At 43.2% G+C, this 16,414-nt stretch carries 17 protein-coding genes; 4 read left to right on the plus strand and 13 right to left on the minus strand.

What is annotated here, in order from left to right:
- The 3 genes from H6G48_RS24275 to der all read right to left on the minus strand — a co-directional run.
- On the minus strand, window positions 1-1,426 hold a 1,426-nt coding region (locus tag H6G48_RS24275), incomplete at its 3' end, for an Ig-like domain-containing protein (RefSeq protein ID WP_242034760.1).
- An 821-nt stretch (window positions 1,427-2,247) separates the two neighbouring features.
- Window positions 2,248-3,123 carry an energy-coupling factor transporter transmembrane component T family protein gene (locus H6G48_RS24280; protein ID WP_190723669.1) on the minus strand — a complete coding sequence of 292 codons (876 nt, stop codon included), beginning with the start codon at window positions 3,121-3,123 and terminating at the stop codon, window positions 2,248-2,250.
- A 182-nt stretch (window positions 3,124-3,305) separates the two neighbouring features.
- Entirely contained in the window at window positions 3,306-4,664 is a 1,359-nt protein-coding gene (gene der, locus H6G48_RS24285) for a ribosome biogenesis GTPase Der (RefSeq protein WP_190723671.1), read from the minus strand.
- A 152-nt stretch (window positions 4,665-4,816) separates the two neighbouring features.
- On the opposite strand from der, the gene H6G48_RS24290 reads away from it, so the two are divergent.
- The gene (locus H6G48_RS24290) at window positions 4,817-5,068 is read left to right on the plus strand and encodes a helix-turn-helix domain-containing protein (RefSeq protein ID WP_002761350.1); all 252 of its coding nucleotides are present in this window, start codon (window positions 4,817-4,819) and stop codon (window positions 5,066-5,068) included.
- On the plus strand, window positions 5,046-5,783 hold the full coding sequence (locus H6G48_RS24295; protein WP_190723673.1) for a hypothetical protein: 738 nt from the start codon (window positions 5,046-5,048) through the stop codon (window positions 5,781-5,783). The genes H6G48_RS24290 and H6G48_RS24295 overlap by 23 nt, the downstream gene beginning before the upstream one ends.
- On the opposite strand, the gene H6G48_RS24300 is transcribed toward H6G48_RS24295, so the two are convergent.
- The 4 genes from H6G48_RS24300 to H6G48_RS24315 form a co-directional block, all read right to left on the minus strand.
- Complete coding sequence (locus tag H6G48_RS24300; protein ID WP_072926932.1) at window positions 5,758-6,903, minus strand: DNA cytosine methyltransferase; 1,146 nt, start codon at window positions 6,901-6,903, stop codon at window positions 5,758-5,760. The two genes, H6G48_RS24295 and H6G48_RS24300, sit on opposite strands and share 26 nt — an antisense overlap.
- A 307-nt stretch (window positions 6,904-7,210) precedes the next feature.
- Window positions 7,211-7,411 (minus strand): photosystem II assembly protein Psb35, encoded by a 201-nt coding sequence (gene psb35, locus H6G48_RS24305; protein ID WP_002761344.1) that lies wholly within the window; start codon window positions 7,409-7,411, stop codon window positions 7,211-7,213.
- Between the two features lie 59 nt (window positions 7,412-7,470).
- Window positions 7,471-7,878: a gamma-glutamylcyclotransferase family protein gene (locus H6G48_RS24310; RefSeq protein WP_002761342.1), complete on the minus strand. Its 408-nt coding sequence runs from the start codon at window positions 7,876-7,878 to the stop codon at window positions 7,471-7,473.
- On the minus strand, window positions 7,875-8,900 hold the full coding sequence (locus H6G48_RS24315) for an aldo/keto reductase (RefSeq protein WP_190723675.1): 1,026 nt from the start codon (window positions 8,898-8,900) through the stop codon (window positions 7,875-7,877). Before H6G48_RS24315 ends, H6G48_RS24310 begins: the two co-directional genes overlap by 4 nt.
- Before the next feature lie 365 nt (window positions 8,901-9,265).
- On the opposite strand from H6G48_RS24315, the gene hisH reads away from it, so the two are divergent.
- Window positions 9,266-9,904, plus strand: a complete 639-nt coding sequence (hisH, locus tag H6G48_RS24320; protein ID WP_190723676.1) for an imidazole glycerol phosphate synthase subunit HisH — start codon at window positions 9,266-9,268, stop codon at window positions 9,902-9,904.
- Here the strand turns inward: hisH and H6G48_RS24325 are convergent.
- A complete protein-coding gene (locus tag H6G48_RS24325; protein WP_190723678.1) occupies window positions 9,893-10,645 on the minus strand; it encodes an ABC transporter ATP-binding protein in 753 nt (250 codons plus the stop codon). The two genes, hisH and H6G48_RS24325, sit on opposite strands and share 12 nt — an antisense overlap.
- A 111-nt stretch (window positions 10,646-10,756) precedes the next feature.
- Window positions 10,757-11,872, minus strand: coding sequence for a branched-chain amino acid ABC transporter permease (locus H6G48_RS24330; protein WP_190723680.1), 1,116 nt, complete (start codon window positions 11,870-11,872; stop codon window positions 10,757-10,759).
- A gap of 218 nt (window positions 11,873-12,090) precedes the next feature.
- On the opposite strand from H6G48_RS24330, the gene H6G48_RS24335 reads away from it, so the two are divergent.
- Window positions 12,091-12,747: a response regulator transcription factor gene (locus H6G48_RS24335; RefSeq protein ID WP_002742402.1), complete on the plus strand. Its 657-nt coding sequence runs from the start codon at window positions 12,091-12,093 to the stop codon at window positions 12,745-12,747.
- 14 nt (window positions 12,748-12,761) lie between these two features.
- Here H6G48_RS24335 and H6G48_RS24340 read toward each other — a convergent pair whose 3' ends face one another.
- The 4 genes from H6G48_RS24340 to H6G48_RS24355 form a co-directional block, all read right to left on the minus strand.
- Entirely contained in the window at window positions 12,762-13,280 is a 519-nt protein-coding gene (locus H6G48_RS24340; RefSeq protein WP_190723681.1) for a low molecular weight protein-tyrosine-phosphatase, read from the minus strand.
- Between the two features lie 2 nt (window positions 13,281-13,282).
- The gene (locus H6G48_RS24345; RefSeq protein ID WP_190723683.1) at window positions 13,283-13,576 is read right to left on the minus strand and encodes a hypothetical protein; all 294 of its coding nucleotides are present in this window, start codon (window positions 13,574-13,576) and stop codon (window positions 13,283-13,285) included.
- A 153-nt stretch (window positions 13,577-13,729) separates the two neighbouring features.
- Window positions 13,730-14,368, minus strand: coding sequence for a DUF2834 domain-containing protein (locus H6G48_RS24350; RefSeq protein ID WP_190723685.1), 639 nt, complete (start codon window positions 14,366-14,368; stop codon window positions 13,730-13,732).
- 107 nt (window positions 14,369-14,475) lie between these two features.
- Window positions 14,476-16,068 (minus strand): DUF445 domain-containing protein, encoded by a 1,593-nt coding sequence (locus H6G48_RS24355; protein WP_190723687.1) that lies wholly within the window; start codon window positions 16,066-16,068, stop codon window positions 14,476-14,478.
- Window positions 16,069-16,414 lie beyond the last annotated feature (346 nt).

The raw sequence follows: 16,414 nt of genomic DNA on the forward strand, positions 1-16,414 counted from the left end.
TGACTAGAGAATTGTTAGTTCCGTCGTTGAGGGAAGTATCAACGATATCGACTGCAAGGGTCGGATTTAGCGTGTCAATCGTCACCGTATCCGTACCTGCTCCACCATTGTTACCGGCAATATCGGTGTAGCTATCGGCTGCCACGGACACCGAGCCGGTGGTTTCCACAGCATCGTCGGCCGTGAAGATGGCCGTATAGCTGTTGCCATCCACTTGGGTGAAGTCGCTCAGGGTTCCGCCGCTGACGCTCACATCACTGTTGTCAAAACCGGTGACATCTTCGCTGAATTCAAAGGTGACTAGAGAATTGTTAGTTCCGTCGTTCAGGGAAGTATCAACGATATTGACGGCGAGGGTCGGATTTAGCGTGTCAATCGTCACCGTATCCGTACCGGCTCCACCATTGTTACCGGCAATATCGGTGTAGCTATCGGCTGCCACGGACACCGAGCCGGTGGTTTCCACAGCATCGTCGGCCGTGAAGATGGCCGTATAGCTGTTGCCATCCACTTGGGTGAAGTCGCTCAGGGTTCCACCGCTGACGTTCACATCACTGTCGTCAAAACCGGTGACATCTTCGCTGAACTCAAAGCTGACCAGAGAATTGTTAGTTCCATCGTTCAGGGAAGTATCAACAATATCGACTGCAAGGGTCGGATTTAGCGTATCAATCGTCACCGTATCCGTACCCGCTCCACCATTGTTACCGGCAATATCGGTGTAGCTATCGGCTGCCACGGACACCGAGCCGGTGGTTTCCACCGCGTCGTCGGCCGTGAAGATGGCCGTATAGCTGTTGCCATCCACTTGGGTGAAGTCGCTCAGGGTTCCACCGCTGACGCTCACATCACTGTCGTCAAAACCAGCGACATCTTCGCTGAACTCAAAGGTTACCAGAGAACTGTTGTCTCCGTCGTTCAGGGAAGTATCAACGATATTGACTGTCACTGTATGTGGAGTTGTATCGTAGGGAACGAAAACATATTGTCCATCTACCGCCTTGATACCGTCGGTGCCGTTGACGCTTGTGGCTCTGACACCAAGGGTGACAACACCCTGAGCCAATAACGATTCAATCTCTACCCCTTGATCCTTGCTGTAGCTGTAAGTGTAGGTATTACCCGCAGTCAGAAGATTGCTGCCATTATGCTCCTTTCCCGTTAACCCCGTATCGGAAATCTTGTCGTACCCATCCCAGACGATACCAGTCCCATTCATATTGAGACTGTTATCCTTTGATAACAACTTGATAGTGCCATCCGCGTTGCTATCGCCATTCGACCACCACAACGCATTGAGGTCCATCGACCCCTTCTTCATATCAACAGTCCACTGATTTGTGACCGTGTTGTAAGAAGCGGTGAACCAGAGAGCCTGGGTGGTGTCGCCGTATTCCCAGATGTAAGTGCCTTCCTGCAATGCCATAATAAAGATTCCCAATCAACAATTCCATACATACGGCAGATTCAGGCTCAGTTTGGTACATCTTCTCAGTGGAAACGCTTATCCAATAAGGAGTTATCGGTACAAAACGGACAGAAGAATCGCCGTATCTAAATGGTAACAGATTATGTAGCGTATGTAACCATTTAGGGACTTGCGCTTTGATAATGTACCATTTATGGCTTGTCTGATTCTTCTACAGAGCGACTGTCTGGCTGGGATATTATTCCTACGCAGGTCCCTTAGTGTGGCAAGCAGCCAGTGGCATTGATTCTGTGGAAGGACTCTCCTGGGGCAGCACAGAGGGATAATTACTACTCCTCCCGGAGGCGCGAAGGGTTCCTCGGTTATAAATTCCACAACATTGCCGTCAACATCCGCACCCTGAAGGGGTGACAACGCAGTTAAAGTCTAGGCTGGGTGTAGGGTGTGGGGAGTTTTTTGCTGTGAACAGTAAACAGTAATCAGTAAACAGTAATCAGTAATCAGTGCAAAGACAGTAGGAAACTTCTATTTAGGGTCTGCTGAAAAAGTTTTTCCTGGGGGTAGGAGTCAGGAGTCAGGAGTCAGGAGCCGGTCGTTTCAGGCTTTGTTGCCCTTGTTTTTTGTACCAAGCGATGTACTACAAGAAGGATAATGCAAGGTTTTTGAAAGTCCCAATCCTATTTTCTTGCACTAACATCGGACTTTAACAGGTCAAAAGCTTTATTTTAAAAGGGTTTTACCATTATTCAGCAAGCCCTATTTAATACTGCACACTTAAAACTCAAATCTGATAACTGATAACTGATAACTGATAACTGCTATAAACCCCCCCAAACTAATCGGGCTGCCCAAAAGGGAATTAACAAAAATAAAGCGATCAAATCAGCCCATCTTAACTTTAATTCGTGCCAGCGTACTTGATGCTGATTGGGACTGGTAAAACCGCGAACCTCCATAGCGATCGCTATTTGTTCGGCGCGCAAAAGCAAATTATCTAGTAATTTTTCCACTACTGTTAACCAGACGTTTAAACTCTTTTTAATCCCTAATTTTTGCCAATCGATCGCCCTAGTTCGCACTGCCCTAGCTAGATTTTGGACTTCTTCTAAAACCAGGGGAATAAAGCGCAAAGAGAGGGTCAGAGTCAGAGAAATTTCCGTCACCGGCACATTAAATCGCCGTAAAGGACTCATTAAATTCTCTAAACCTTCGGTAATTTCTTCCGGGGCCGTCGTCAACAAAAAGAGATTAGTGCTATAAATTAAAGTAAAAACTAAGGTACTAATTCTCACTGCTAATTCCAAAGAACGTCGGGTAACAAATAAACGACCTTTATCCCATAAAACATACTGATAATCACTTGCTGGCGGTAAATTCAGCCCTTCATCCGGTAAACGCGGCTGAATACTCACCGCTAAACCATCGGGAGTGATAGCAGTAATCAGAAAGACGATAATCGCTAAAAATATCAGCCAGCCCATCTGTTGCTGCCAGACCCGGGGGGGAATAGGTGCAAGCAGGGTTAACAACATTAATAATCCCACCAAAGCTAAACGCCACCAAGCATTAGCTAATAAGGGTGCTGCTAAAAACGCCATTAACCAGATAAATTTTACCCTGGCATCTAGTTGATGTAGTCGGGTAATCGGTTGATCGAGATAAAGACCGATGGGCAAACTTCGCAATAAATCCATAAGTAGTCGTGCAAAATTAATTTCCTAGTCGAGACTCCGAGACTCCGAGACTCCGAGACTCCGAGACGGGGGACAGCTATCAGGGATCAAATTTGAGTTTTTAGTTCACTGTTTACTGATCACAGCAAAAAGCATTCGACTGACGGCTTAGATGTGTAATTAATTGGGCTTAGGTACTTAAATTAGACCTTGGTGGCTCTATTAACCGTTTTTTCCACTTCTCGCGCCGGTTTGCCGCGCCAGATTAAGCGGATCGGGGTTCCTTTAAAGCCTAACTGTTGTCGGAATTGCCCTTCGATGTAACGGCGATAATTATCATTAAAGCGCTGGGGATCGTTAACGAAAAGGGCGATCGTGGGGGGTTGACTCGATACTTGCGTGCCATAGTATAGTTTCCCCTGTTTTCCGCCCCTGGTGGTGGGGGGATTGTGCCATTTAACCGCATCTTCGATCACATCGTTGATTACCGAGGTACTGACGCGACGACGGTGAGATTCGGCGGCAATATCGACTAATTCGAGGATTTTGGTGACTCTTTGCCCCGTCATGGCGCTGACAAAGATCATTTCTGCCCAATCCATAAAATACAGCCGATCTTGGAGCATTTTGGTGTAAGTATTGATGGTGTAGGTGTCTTTCTCCACCGCATCCCATTTATTGACCACTAGCACCACCGCGCGCCCTTCTTCAATAATTCGTCCCGCCAATTTTAAATCCTGTTCGGTGACACCATCTAGCACATCGATGACGAATAGCACCACGTCAGACCGGCGAATTGCCTTAAAAGCACGGTTAATACTGAAAAATTCGGCTCCATAGTCCACATTCTTCTTGCGGCGAATCCCGGCGGTGTCAATTAACCGATAAACCTGTCCTTCTCGTTCAATTAAAGTATCGATCGAGTCTCTGGTGGTTCCCGAAATCGGACTAACGATCGCCCGTTGTTGTCCGGTTAAAGCATTGAGGAGACTGGATTTACCCACGTTAGGACGACCGATAATTGCCACTTTAATCTCTTCATTTTCGGGAATTGCCGCCCCGGGTGGCAAATATTTAATCAGGGCATCCAGTAGTTCTCCTGTACCTGAACCGTGAATGGCCGAGATGGGGAAGGGTTCACCGATAGCTAATTCCCAGAATTCCGTCGCTTGCAGGACACCCTGTTCCACCGATTCACATTTATTGACTGCCAAAAGTATCGGTACATTTTGCTGTCGTAACCAAGCGGCAATTTCTCGATCGCCGGCGGTAATTCCTGCCTGGCCATCGACGACAAAAATCGCCACACTTGCCTCTGCTAGGGCGATTAAAGCCTGTTCGCGGATTAAAGGGAGAAATTCGCTGTCATCGTTAAAAACTAGCCCTCCTGTATCGACAATTTGAAAATCTCGATCGCACCAGAAAGCTGGTTGATAGGTGCGATCTCTGGTAATCCCGGGTTGATCGAAAACGATCGCCTGTTGATCTCCAGCGATACGATTGACGAGGGTGGATTTGCCCACATTGGGACGACCGATAATAGCGACGACAGGCAGTTTCATAAGAGGAGGAGGGGACGGAAATTAAAGACCCAATATTCTATCATAGCGATTTGCGATCGACCTTGGTTGATTTATCTGTTTCTGTTCGGCACTGAGACATTGAATACTTTAGTCTGTAGAACTTTGGTATACAAAAGACTAGAATTCAGCTTATGCAATCTGGTCAACTAGAGCAAATTTTAGGACGAGAGCTACAGCGTTATCGCCAAGAAAAAGGGTGGTCGCAAGAGTATTTGGCGGAAGTAACAGGTCTGCATAGAACTTACATCAGTCAACTAGAGCGAGGATTAAAAAGTCCATCGGTGAGAGTGCTTAGTCATATTACTAATGCTTTAGGTCTGAGGATGAGTGAATTTTTGTATTCCGTAGAGGAATCCCTAAGTGTTAACGAACGACGAGACTAAAAGACTAAAGCAGGCCATTCTAGCCGCAATTGCCTCACCATTGATTGGCTCGATCGAGGATTATAGCTGGGAAGCAATTTTTCATTATATCAAGAATATTCCTTTATCCGATCCTGCCCTAGGCAGAAGCAAACTACTCTACGATGCAGTGGACAGTAAAACTGCCAGTGGTTGGTCGCTAAAATCTCTACAACTGAATAGTTTAACTACAGATAATACCTTTTTGTTCGTAATTCAACGAGCAGATATTATCAAAAAAGCCATTCAACTTGGGGTTCCCTCTTTGAATCTGCCATCTTCCCCCGCACAACTGGGAACCGCTATTATTCAACACTGGAACGAGAAGATTCGCTCCAGTCAAACTGCTCAAAATGTCATCAACAGCTATGAGGGAATATTGCTAAAAAACCGAGAGGGCAATGAATATGTTTACTGTGAATACCCCCTTAATCCTCTTGATCCTAATGTTTTTTCTTGGGCATGGGCAATAGATAAAAAAACTGGGGGAGTAGGGGCAGGTTTACAGGGAAGCATCGCTGGCAAAACTCAGTTAGTTTGGTACAAAAATCAGAAACAGTTGTTTAGAAGCAGAACAATCCCCGCTGCCGCTATTCGTCTGAGAATTGAGAGAACTCGTCTGACAATAGATCGATATGTGGAGACAATTTTTGCAGCGCTACAAACCCAAACTAATACTCAAGATTTTGTCCCATAGAGTCTGCTACCACTTTGCCTAACAGTGGTGGCACAGATTCTCCAATTTGAGAGGCCATATCAGTATAAGTCCCTAAAAAGTGAAAATGATCGGGATAAGAATGTAATCTTGCTGCTTCACGAATTGTGATTGTCCGATTCTGGGTCGGATGAAAAAATCTGCCAGAACCGGGATGAAAAAACCACCTTGTAATTGTTCTTGCTGGTTTATCCCAAGAAAGTCGACCATAGGCCCCGCTATAGTGTTTTTTCGGTGCTAATTCAGCAGGTAAATCTCTCGCATCTTGTCCTTCCGCCAGAATTTGCACTCTTGACATTTGAATTGGTGTTAAAGGACGGGCAATATGATTAACAATTTTTTGACTTTGCTCACGCATCTTCTGTTGATATATGGTCTCGGGTTCCCTAGTATAAATTTCGTGATCATAAGCTTGTCCTGCTTCTAAAGTAGGTAAATCACTAATGGCATCTTTAACAGTAGTAACTGGGGCAATATTTGGTTCTAGTAAAGTAAGCTGTGTCCAAGATTTTACAGCTTTATAATCACTTCTGATATCACCAGAATGAGTTGCTTGGGGAAGGGATGGTAAACGCTCTAGACTAGCTAAAAAAAAGGCTCTTGAGCGAGTTTGTGGCACTCCATAATAAGCGGCGTTTAGGGAAGTAGTAACTACTTGATAACCCCAAGATTCTAAATGTGCTACAATTTCATCTCTGATGATACCGCCATAAGCTTTCAAAATTTCAGGAACATTTTCCATGACTACATGAAGAGGACGAAACTCTTGAACAAATCCTAAGAAAGACTTATATAAATGATTGCGAGAATCATTAAGATAGCGATACCCGGCTGGGATATTTCGTGAAAATCCTTGACAGGGTGGACCCCCGATAAGGGCGGTTAATTCTTCTCTTTGTAAACCTAAGTATAAGCGCAGTTCTGATGGATTAACTTTGCGGATGTCTTCCTGAAAAGTGCGTGTTTTAGGATAATTATGTTGATAGGTTGCTAATGCTTTCGCATTTACATCAATTGCACAGATAGATTCAAACCCGGCTAAATGAAATCCCGTGGTCAATCCGCCCGCACCAGAAAATAAGTCGATAATTTGTTGTTTCATGGTTGAATACTATCGTATTCGGAGCCTCTTGTCAACTAAATATCCTAGCGATGATAGCGACGACAGGCAGTTTCATAAGAGGAGGAGGGGACGGAAATTAAAGACCCGATATTCTATCATAGCGATTTGCGATCGACCTTGGTTGATTGATCGTGTTTCTGTTCGCTGGGAAACGTTTAGGCAGCCAATAAGGCTGAAATGCCTGAAATCAGCGCCTAGTAAGGTCTTTATCCCCCACGACTAACCTGATAACTGCTGAGAAGGGAGAAAAAAGCTGACGGCTAAAATAACTGATCACTGCCTTTTTCTAGGATTGAGAATCAGAATCCACCTCTGTCTTCACTTCGGGGACAATATCGGGTCTTTGGGCATCTTCCCAACCGACCGGGCGTTTAGAATTGTACCAAGCGATCGAACCGATGGTGACAGCAGCGAGAAAACCGACCACATAAACTGCCACAAAATAAACGGGGAATTTGCCACTGGCCACTTCTAGGAGTAGATACATAATTTTTTCACGATTAAGCTTTTAATTTGTATATCTTAACAGAATCGGCCCCCTCATCCCTATTCTCGATCGCTACTGGTCCACCAACCGGAAGGCAGCCAAATACCGCCATGGAGAGCTATTTTTGCCGGTGTCATCATATATCCCCAGGCTTCGCCGATCAATTCTCGCTCTAGATTATAAATAGGGATTCTGCGACGCTGATACTCGTTTTCTTCTGGATCTCTGCCGGGTTGATAATCTTCCAAAGCATCCAAAAGCCCAATATCATAATCTGCGTTAAAAGTCAATAAAATTCCCTTCACCCAGCCCTCGCCCTCGGTCAGTCCGGGATAACCGAGGGCGGTAAGATGGTATAAATACCCCTTTGTGTAGGCGGTTTTAGAGTTGATCACTTTTCCCGCACAGTAGGCAGAATAGTTACTCTGCTTAGGTTTCAGGGTTCCATAAACAAAAACTTCCATCATCGGTCTAATTGTGCTGCTACTCCTCCTAATAGGATATCGCGAACAAATTGACTGGCTAAAAGTTCGTGGGGAAAACCGAGGGAAATAGCACTGATATTATCGAGTCGTTGCAGCTGTTCCCCAGTCAGGTTAAAGTCCACACAGGCTAAATTATCCTGCAATTGGGACAATTTTCGAGCGCCAATGATAGGAATTACGGCGTTAGTCCGATTTCTTAGCCAATTTAATGCCACTTGTGCCGGTGATTTCTCAATTTCTCTGGCTATCTCTAGGACAGTCTCGGCAATTTTTAAATCGCGATCAAAAATTTGAAAAGGTTGGTCGGTCATGCTTAAACGTCCATCGACGGGGTTGGGTTGATTATATTTTCCCGTTAAAACTCCTCCTCCCAGGGGACTCCAAGCTGTCACCCCGATATTTAATGCTTTGGCCATGGGCAATAATTCCCGTTCGGGGGTGCGTTCCTTGAGAGAATATTCTATTTGTAGTCCGATAAAGGGTGTCCATCCCCGTAGGGTGGCCAGGGTGTTCCCTTGGGAGACAATCCAAGCAGGACTGTCAGAAATGCCGATATAAAGCACTTTTCCCATCCTGACCAAATCATCGAAAGCGCGCATCACTTCTTCGATAGGAGTGAGAGAGTCCCAAAGATGAAGCCAGAGTAAATCGATGTAATCAGTACCTAAACGCTTTAAACTAGCTTCTACCGCTTGAAAGAGGTTTTTTCGATGATTTCCGCAGGCATTGACATCGCCGGGGCGCGTGTTGAGAGAATATTTCGTGGCGATTACCCATTTTTCTCGATCGCCCTTGACAAATTCCCCCACTAATGTTTCACTGGTTCCGTTAGTGTAGAGATTAGCGGTATCGAGAAAATTGCCGCCCGCTTCCGCAAAAGCCCGAAAAACCGCCCGACTTTCTTCTTTATCGGACCCCCAACCCCAATCTTCCCCGAATGTCATCGTTCCTAGACATAGTTCGGAAACTCGCAGACCACTATTACCTAAAAGTTTGTAACGCATAATTAACTAAAATTTTGGCTCGCTTATTCTTTGTATGATAAGTTTAACTTATATAGGGCTTGCTGAATAAATCTAAAAACCTTGTTGGATAAGACTTTTAGACTTTTTTTCCCTCAAAAAGTGCCAGCCATTGCGGGGATCGGGGGCAAAATTCAGGTACTTTTTCCCTGAAAATTAGGCAACTGACTACCTCAAAATCGGTAAAACCCCACACCCCACACCCCACACCCCACACCCTGCCCCCAGGAAAAGCTTTTTCAGCAAACCCTATATAGTAGTGATCGATCTTTGTGTCCTTTGTGTCTCTGTGGTTCGTTCTGCGTGATTGCTCTAAAATAGGGTTATCGCTTGTTCAGTATATAGCAATGACCTTAATCGCTGTCATCGATTATGACATGGGAAATCTGCACTCTGCCTGTAAAGGACTGGAAACCGTGGGTGCAGTGCCGAAAATTACCGATTCTCCCCTCGATCTGGAAAAAGCTGACGCTATTGTCTTACCCGGAGTCGGTTCTTTTGATCCTGCTGTCCGGCAAATTCGCAGCCGTCATCTAGAAAAACCGCTCAAAGCGGCGATCGCTAACGGTAAACCTTTTCTCGGTATCTGTCTCGGTTTACAAATTCTCTTTGACTCATCAGAGGAAGGACAAGAGGCGGGTTTAGGGGTTATTCCGGGGACAGTGCGCCGTTTTCGCTCGGAACCTGGCATTACCATTCCCCACATGGGTTGGAATCAATTAAACTTTACCCAGCCGGATCATGCTCTTTGGCAGGGATTACCCCCGCACCCTCACGTCTATTTTGTCCATTCCTATTATGTCGATCCCCTTGATAGTCATCTAACTGCTGCCACCGTCAGCCACGGCAGTCAAATGGTGACGGCAGCGATCGCTCGTGAGCGTTTGGTAGCGGTGCAGTTTCACCCGGAAAAATCCTCGACTAATGGCTTAAAAATTCTGGCTAACTTTGTTCAACAGGTGCAAAAATTAGCTTTAGTCTCCTAAATAAGCCTTTAAAACCCGCTCGTTTTTTTGGATTTCGCTGGGAATACCATCGGCTAAATTTGTCCCTTCTGCTAATACCCAAATGTGGTGACAAAGGGACATAATCACATCCATATTATGCTCGATAATTAAAAAGGTAATTCCCTGACGATTCCACTCGATAATATGGTCGTTGATTTGAGCGATTAAAGTGGGATTAACTCCGGCGGCCGGTTCATCTAATAAAATTAATTTTGGCTCGGTCATTAGCACTCGGCCAATCTCTAATAATTTACGCTGTCCTCCCGATAAAGCTCCCGCATAATCCTGCGCTTTCTCCCCTAGACCAATCGAATCTAATATGTCCAAAGCTTTGGCACGATTTTCCTGTTCCTGTTGGCGAATTTTTGCCCCCTGAAACCAGACTTTGAGAAAATTTTCTCCCGTTTGCCCCGGACTAGCTAAGAGCATATTTTCTAACACCGTTAATCGGGATAATACCCGTGCTACTTGAAAAGTTCTCACACATCCTTTCAGGGCAATTTGATAGGGAGGCAGCTGATGAATGGGCTGACCATCAAGAAAAACTTCTCCTTTATCTGGGCGAATAAAATTAGATAAAAGGTTAAAAAGTGTGGTTTTGCCGGCTCCATTTGGCCCGATTAACCCGGTGATGCTGCCCTGCGGCACATCCAAATAAGCATTATTGACGGCGCGAATGCCCCCAAAACTTTTCGATAATCCTTTGGCAGAAAGTAACATATATAAATTATGAATTATGAATTATGAATTATGAAGTGGGAAGTGTTTTCAGTGAAGAGTAATCGATGAACTGATAACTGATAACTGATAACTGATAACTGATAACTGAAATTATTTTCCCAAAGTTAACTCCTCTTTTTTGCCGAGGATACCCTGGGGTCGCCAGATCATTAAAACCATGAGCAGCAGACCGATAATCATAATCCGTAAAGCCCCTAATTGGCTATCATTAAAAATATCTAATTGGGGCAAAATAAAGCGAGTCAGGGAATCGTAAGCCCAGAAAATTACTGCTCCTAGTAAGGTGCCGGCATTGCTACCAGAGCCACCGAGAATGATAATAATCCAAGCGTTAAAAGTCAATAATGGTTCAAAATTAGTCGGGTAAATAGTGGTTAATTGCCATGCTAAAAAAGCCCCAGCTAAACCAGCGATCGCACCGCCTAACATCAAAGATTGTAACTTATACCAAAAGACATTTTTTCCTAAAGCCCGGGGAATTTCTTCATCTTCCCGAATCGCTTTGAGGATGCGTCCCCAAGGCGATCGCAAAAGTAATTCTAACCCAGTATAAACGAGAGCGAGGAGGACTAAAACTACCACCATCAGCCCCGCTTTGTAATTATAGTCATTCAGGGCAATTACGCCGTTTATATACAGAAAAAGCAGTATTATCGCCCCTAACGACCCCCAAAATATTAAAGCTCTCTTTTGCGTCGGTTGATAGCTTTTGCCGCTAATTTGCCCAGCTTCGCGCCATTGTCGTTGCAGATTGCGCCCCAATTGCCAGAGAGCAAAGATAGCAAGCAGGGTAAACAGGGCAATAATTAATAATTTGACGGGAAAACTGGGATTTATATCCAAAGGTAGGGGATAACGTTGTAGTCCGAAACTGCCTTTCGTTAACCAATCCTCGTTAAGCACCAGTAAACGAATTAACTCAGATACCCCGATGGTGACAATTGCTAGATAATCGGCTCTTAATCTCAGGGTGGAAAAACCGATGGCCAATCCCAACAATGCCCCTAGGAGTGCCCCGACAATGGCGGCAAAAATCATCGGTACACCCTGTAAAGTTAATAAAACCGTTGCATAAGCCCCTAAAGTGGCAAAAGCAACGTGACCAAAGTTAATTAAGCCAGTAAATCCCCATTGTAGATTTAAACCGAGGGCAAAAATCGCATAAATACCCGCAAAAATTGTCAATAAAACCAAATAATCTGTCATGTTAAGTCAAAAGTAAAAAAGGGGTTGGGGGAGTGGGAAGTGGGGAGAGGAGGAGAAAAAGCTGAAAACTCACATCTGATTACTGATCACTGAAAAGGCTGATTGCTAACTGCTAGTATAATATCAGTTACAACGGCCTCTGTAGCTTGATGGACAATTGTGACGAGCGGAGGGTGCTAGGCTATCAATACTGAAAAAACCTTGTCCTGTTAATTTCTATGCCTCTTTTGATTCTAATTGCCGATGATGACCCCGGTATCCGCCTAGCGGTCAAAGACTATTTAGAATTAGCAGGTTATAGTGTGGTGGCGGCGAGTAATGGTTTGGAAGCTTTGAATTTATTGGATACCTATCATCCCCATCTTTTGGTATCGGATATCAAAATGCCGCGTTTAGACGGCTATTCTTTGGTGACTAAGGTGCGGCAACAGCCAGAATTTAGGTTATTACCGGTAATTTTTTTAACTGAAAGAGGGTCAACAGAGGAAAGAATTCGCGGTTATCAAGTGGGTTGTGATATCTATCTTCCTAAACCTTTTGAGATGGAGGAATTAAAAGCAGTTATTCGCAATCTTTTAGAGCGATCGCAAATGGTGCAAAGTGAACGTCAATATCAGAAATTAAAACCAGAAGAAAGCCCCAAAACTAGGGATGTTTTAACTTCTTCTTTACAGGACGATTTTAAGTTAACTAATCGCGAGCGGGAAGTGTTAGAACATTTAGCCCGGGGACTTTCTAACAGTGAAATTGGGCAAAAACTGCATCTTAGTTCTCGCACGATCGAGAAATATGTTAGTAGTTTACTCAGAAAAACAACTACTAACAATCGGGCCGAATTGGTGCGTTTTTCCCTCGAACATAGACTAATCGATTAGCTGAAATAAAAAACTTAAATTTTGTTTTTTACTTCCTCCAAAAGACTGCCACAGGAGTCTAAAAGTAGCTCGATTACGCGTTCAAAACCTTCACGACCACCGTAGTAGGGATCGGGAACTTCTTTTTCTGGGTGATAACGAGCATAGTCACACATTAACTTGACCTTTTCTTGATATTTTCCTGTCCGATCTAGGGATAAAATATCTTGATAATTGGCTTTATCCATGGCTAAGATTAGATCAAAATTCTCGAAATCCTCGCGGGTAAATTGTCTAGCTGTACCTTGCAGAGGAATACCGCGTTTTTTGGCCGCCGTATTCATGCGAGAATCGGGAGGAGAACCGATATGATAACCGGCAGTTCCCGCGGAATCACAGAGGATTTTATTGCCTAATCCTTCTTGTTCAATCAGATAAGTCATGATATTCTCGGCAGCGGGAGAACGACAGATATTTCCTAAACAGACGAAGAGTAGTTTATAGGGCATAAATTGACCGGTAGAATCATCACTAAATTGCCAATTATAGGGCATTTTTAACATCCCGATAAAGATTTATCCTCAAAAAACTCCTCGCTGTCCATTAACCTAATTTTGGCTAATCCCAAGCTTTCTAAATGATCTTGCCACCCTTGGGGGGTATCTTCGATCGCTAATAATCCTAATACCCTAGCTACGTCTGCTACCCAGGGTAGGGTATGAATTCTATAACCCTGCCAGTTTACCTCTAAGGATAACCAAGCGGGAATCTCTTGGGGGTTAAATTGTTGGGAGGCAAGATAATCAGCTTGAAAGCAGTAAATCCGAGGTGGTTTTTGACTCTCTAACAAGGTTAAACACTCCTTCTAATCTGGACATTAATCTCTTTCCTCATATTTTAGAGGAACCTCAGCATAATTTCTGTTAAATATGAACTTCTCCTGTCAAGAAATGGTTAAAAAACAACTGATAACTAGGCCGAGTTTACCCAAGTAAATTTACTCTTAATTCTCCCCTAAGCGAGGACGAATAATTAAATAAATTGCCGGACCGATTAGAGGTAATAGGGAAATTACCGGCAACAGGAAAGGATTTTTTAATCCCCGTCGGGTTAGATCATCTTGCAGCAAAATTGGACATAATAGGGTTAAAAGACAGAAATCTAAACTCATAACATGAATAAAACGGCTAGTTTGCCACTGATACCAAAAATCAGACCAATTGCCGTTAATTAATCCGTAAGCGATTAAAATTGCCGCAGTAATTAGGGCAATTACTCCTAACCAAGGTGAGTCTAAAAGTTTAATGACCAGATTTTTTTTACCAGTAAAATTGCTGTTGGGTTGACGGAGAGTTAGATAGGGTAAAATAGCGAAAGCACCCACGGCAAAGGAGGCAAAAGTAAAGGGCCAAGCGATGATCTTTTGGTCACGACCATCGATAATTAAAAGGCTAGTGTAGATCAGTGGCCAAACTCCCATCAGGTTAAAAAGAGCGATAATTAACGGGTTGATATATTGCCATTTCCCAGTGGAAAGATCGATAATTAAATTCACTGTATCTGGTTGATCGGGGGGTGCTAGTAAAAAAGCGTATAATCCGAAGCCTAACCAAAGTAACCCGAGAATAATTTTTGTTAACATGGGAGTAGATAATTAGGTTAATTGAGTAATGGGGGTTTCAGCAGAAATTTTAGTACAAAAGTGATCAAAAGATCAAGCAATATTACCTAATCAATGATCGCTAATTTTTAGGGAAGACGACGGGGATTCATGGTTTCTGCTGGGTTAGTTTCTGCACTTTGAGAGTGGAGTAACCGAGTTTGTTCGAGGATAGTTTCTAAGTCTTCATCTGAGAATTCTTCTACATAGTTTAATTTCACTTCTTCTAGGAAGATAATTAATAACATCTCGATTCTTTCTAGACTGTGACGGGATTGTAATTCCCCGGCGAGAGATTGCCCGAAACGTTGGACTAATTGCTGCAATAAACGCTCAAAAACTTCGTCTTCCTGGGTAATCTTTTCCGCTATATTAACAAAGGATTGATACAATTGACTAGATAGACGATTACTCAAGTCAGTTTTTAACCCTTTCATTCCGGGTAATCGCAATAAGCTCTGATAAGCGGGAGTTTGACTGAGAATTTTCTCGATATTGTATTTAATTAAAGCTTCTGCTTCCGGTTTAACTTGCGGTAAAACCTTGTCAACGGTACTATTAACTAATAACCGAAAAATTTCGACAATTTCATTAGTATCATTGAGATTATTATATCCACCATTGAGAGATTTATCGAGAAATTTCTCCACTTGTCCCCGTCGAATATATTCCTGAATTTTATTAATAATTCTCAGGACAATTATCTCAGTAATATCCTTAGAAATTAGCGCAACTAAGCCTTTAACTGCCTGTTCTTTAATCAACCTTAAGTTAATAATTTTAACTTGATCTAGGCGAATAACAGTAGGAATAAATCGCAACCATCTCCAGATAGGAATAAACAGAAAAATATCGTACCATCGCCATAACATAGCCTCGCGCCAACGCAGACCTTTATGAGTGCGAGCAATCCACCAAGTTCTCAGCATAAATTCCCAGAAAAAGATGGTTCCAAAGAAAAAATCGATCGCCTCAAAGTTATCTATCGGTCTCCCATCTTCTCCCAGGGGACGAAAATAATTAGTTTCTATTAAAGGTTGAATTTCTTGATTAAAAAATTTCAACTCTTTTTCCCAGCCATTTTGAATGAGATAATCCCAAGTCCAAAACTTCTGAAAGGCTGCTTTTGCAGAAACATTTTCTGTTTTAAAAACCCGCAAGCGCATTTTATTTTTAATCTTCTCTAAAGTCCCAGTTTTCTCCGCCGAGGCAAAGGGATTATTATCGATCATATTGACACTTTTTTGGCGCAAATTGTCTAAAATTTTCTCGATCTCTTGGCGATATTCTTGCAGATTAAACTCTGGGTTAAAGAGCTTTTGATTAATCAGTTGATTAAGTTTATTAACCGTCTCTAAATATTCACTGGTACTGCGATAGGGTTTAATCCCTTTCACCACATCATACTTAGCGATTCCTTTAACAAAGGGAATTTCTAGGGGTTTGTCGGGAGGTATTTGCAATTCTTGAAAGGCAATCGGCCCGAGTTTTATTGGTTCATTAAATCTTAATAAGGTTATTTGCAAGCGTCCCTGTAACCAAAAATCTCGCAGGGGAATATAGGTTAAATCGAAAATAACCAGAATATAATTACATAACACCAATAGGGCCATGCAAGTCTCAAAGAGATTGCGCGGGGAAAAACGACGGTTTCTGCTCACGGGGTTTTTAGTCAAAGTCATTAGCCTAGAAAGCACACTTTGACCATGGTAAACCGAAACGCCTAATTTTTGGGACCCAAAGCGATAGAAGTAGTTAAAAAAGAGCGGTTAAACTTGGTTCTGCCTCAGTAATTAATAGATGTAGTCTTCTATTCTGTAATAGCATCCTAGCAGATTCAGTTAAGTAGTTAAGTAGCTGGTTATAATTAAATTAAAAATGGATTTTAGGTTCGATCCCCCCTGCCCCCCTTGATAAGCTATCCATTAGTCACATCTTTCTTAACATAAAATTTGACAAAAAGAGAAAAGTGTGCCAGATGGCTCAAGGGGGTTCTATGGGGGAACTAATTTGATGAGATAGTTTCCA

This window comes from Microcystis flos-aquae FACHB-1344 (genome assembly GCF_014698375.1).
Taxonomy (GTDB): domain Bacteria; phylum Cyanobacteriota; class Cyanobacteriia; order Cyanobacteriales; family Microcystaceae; genus Microcystis; species Microcystis aeruginosa.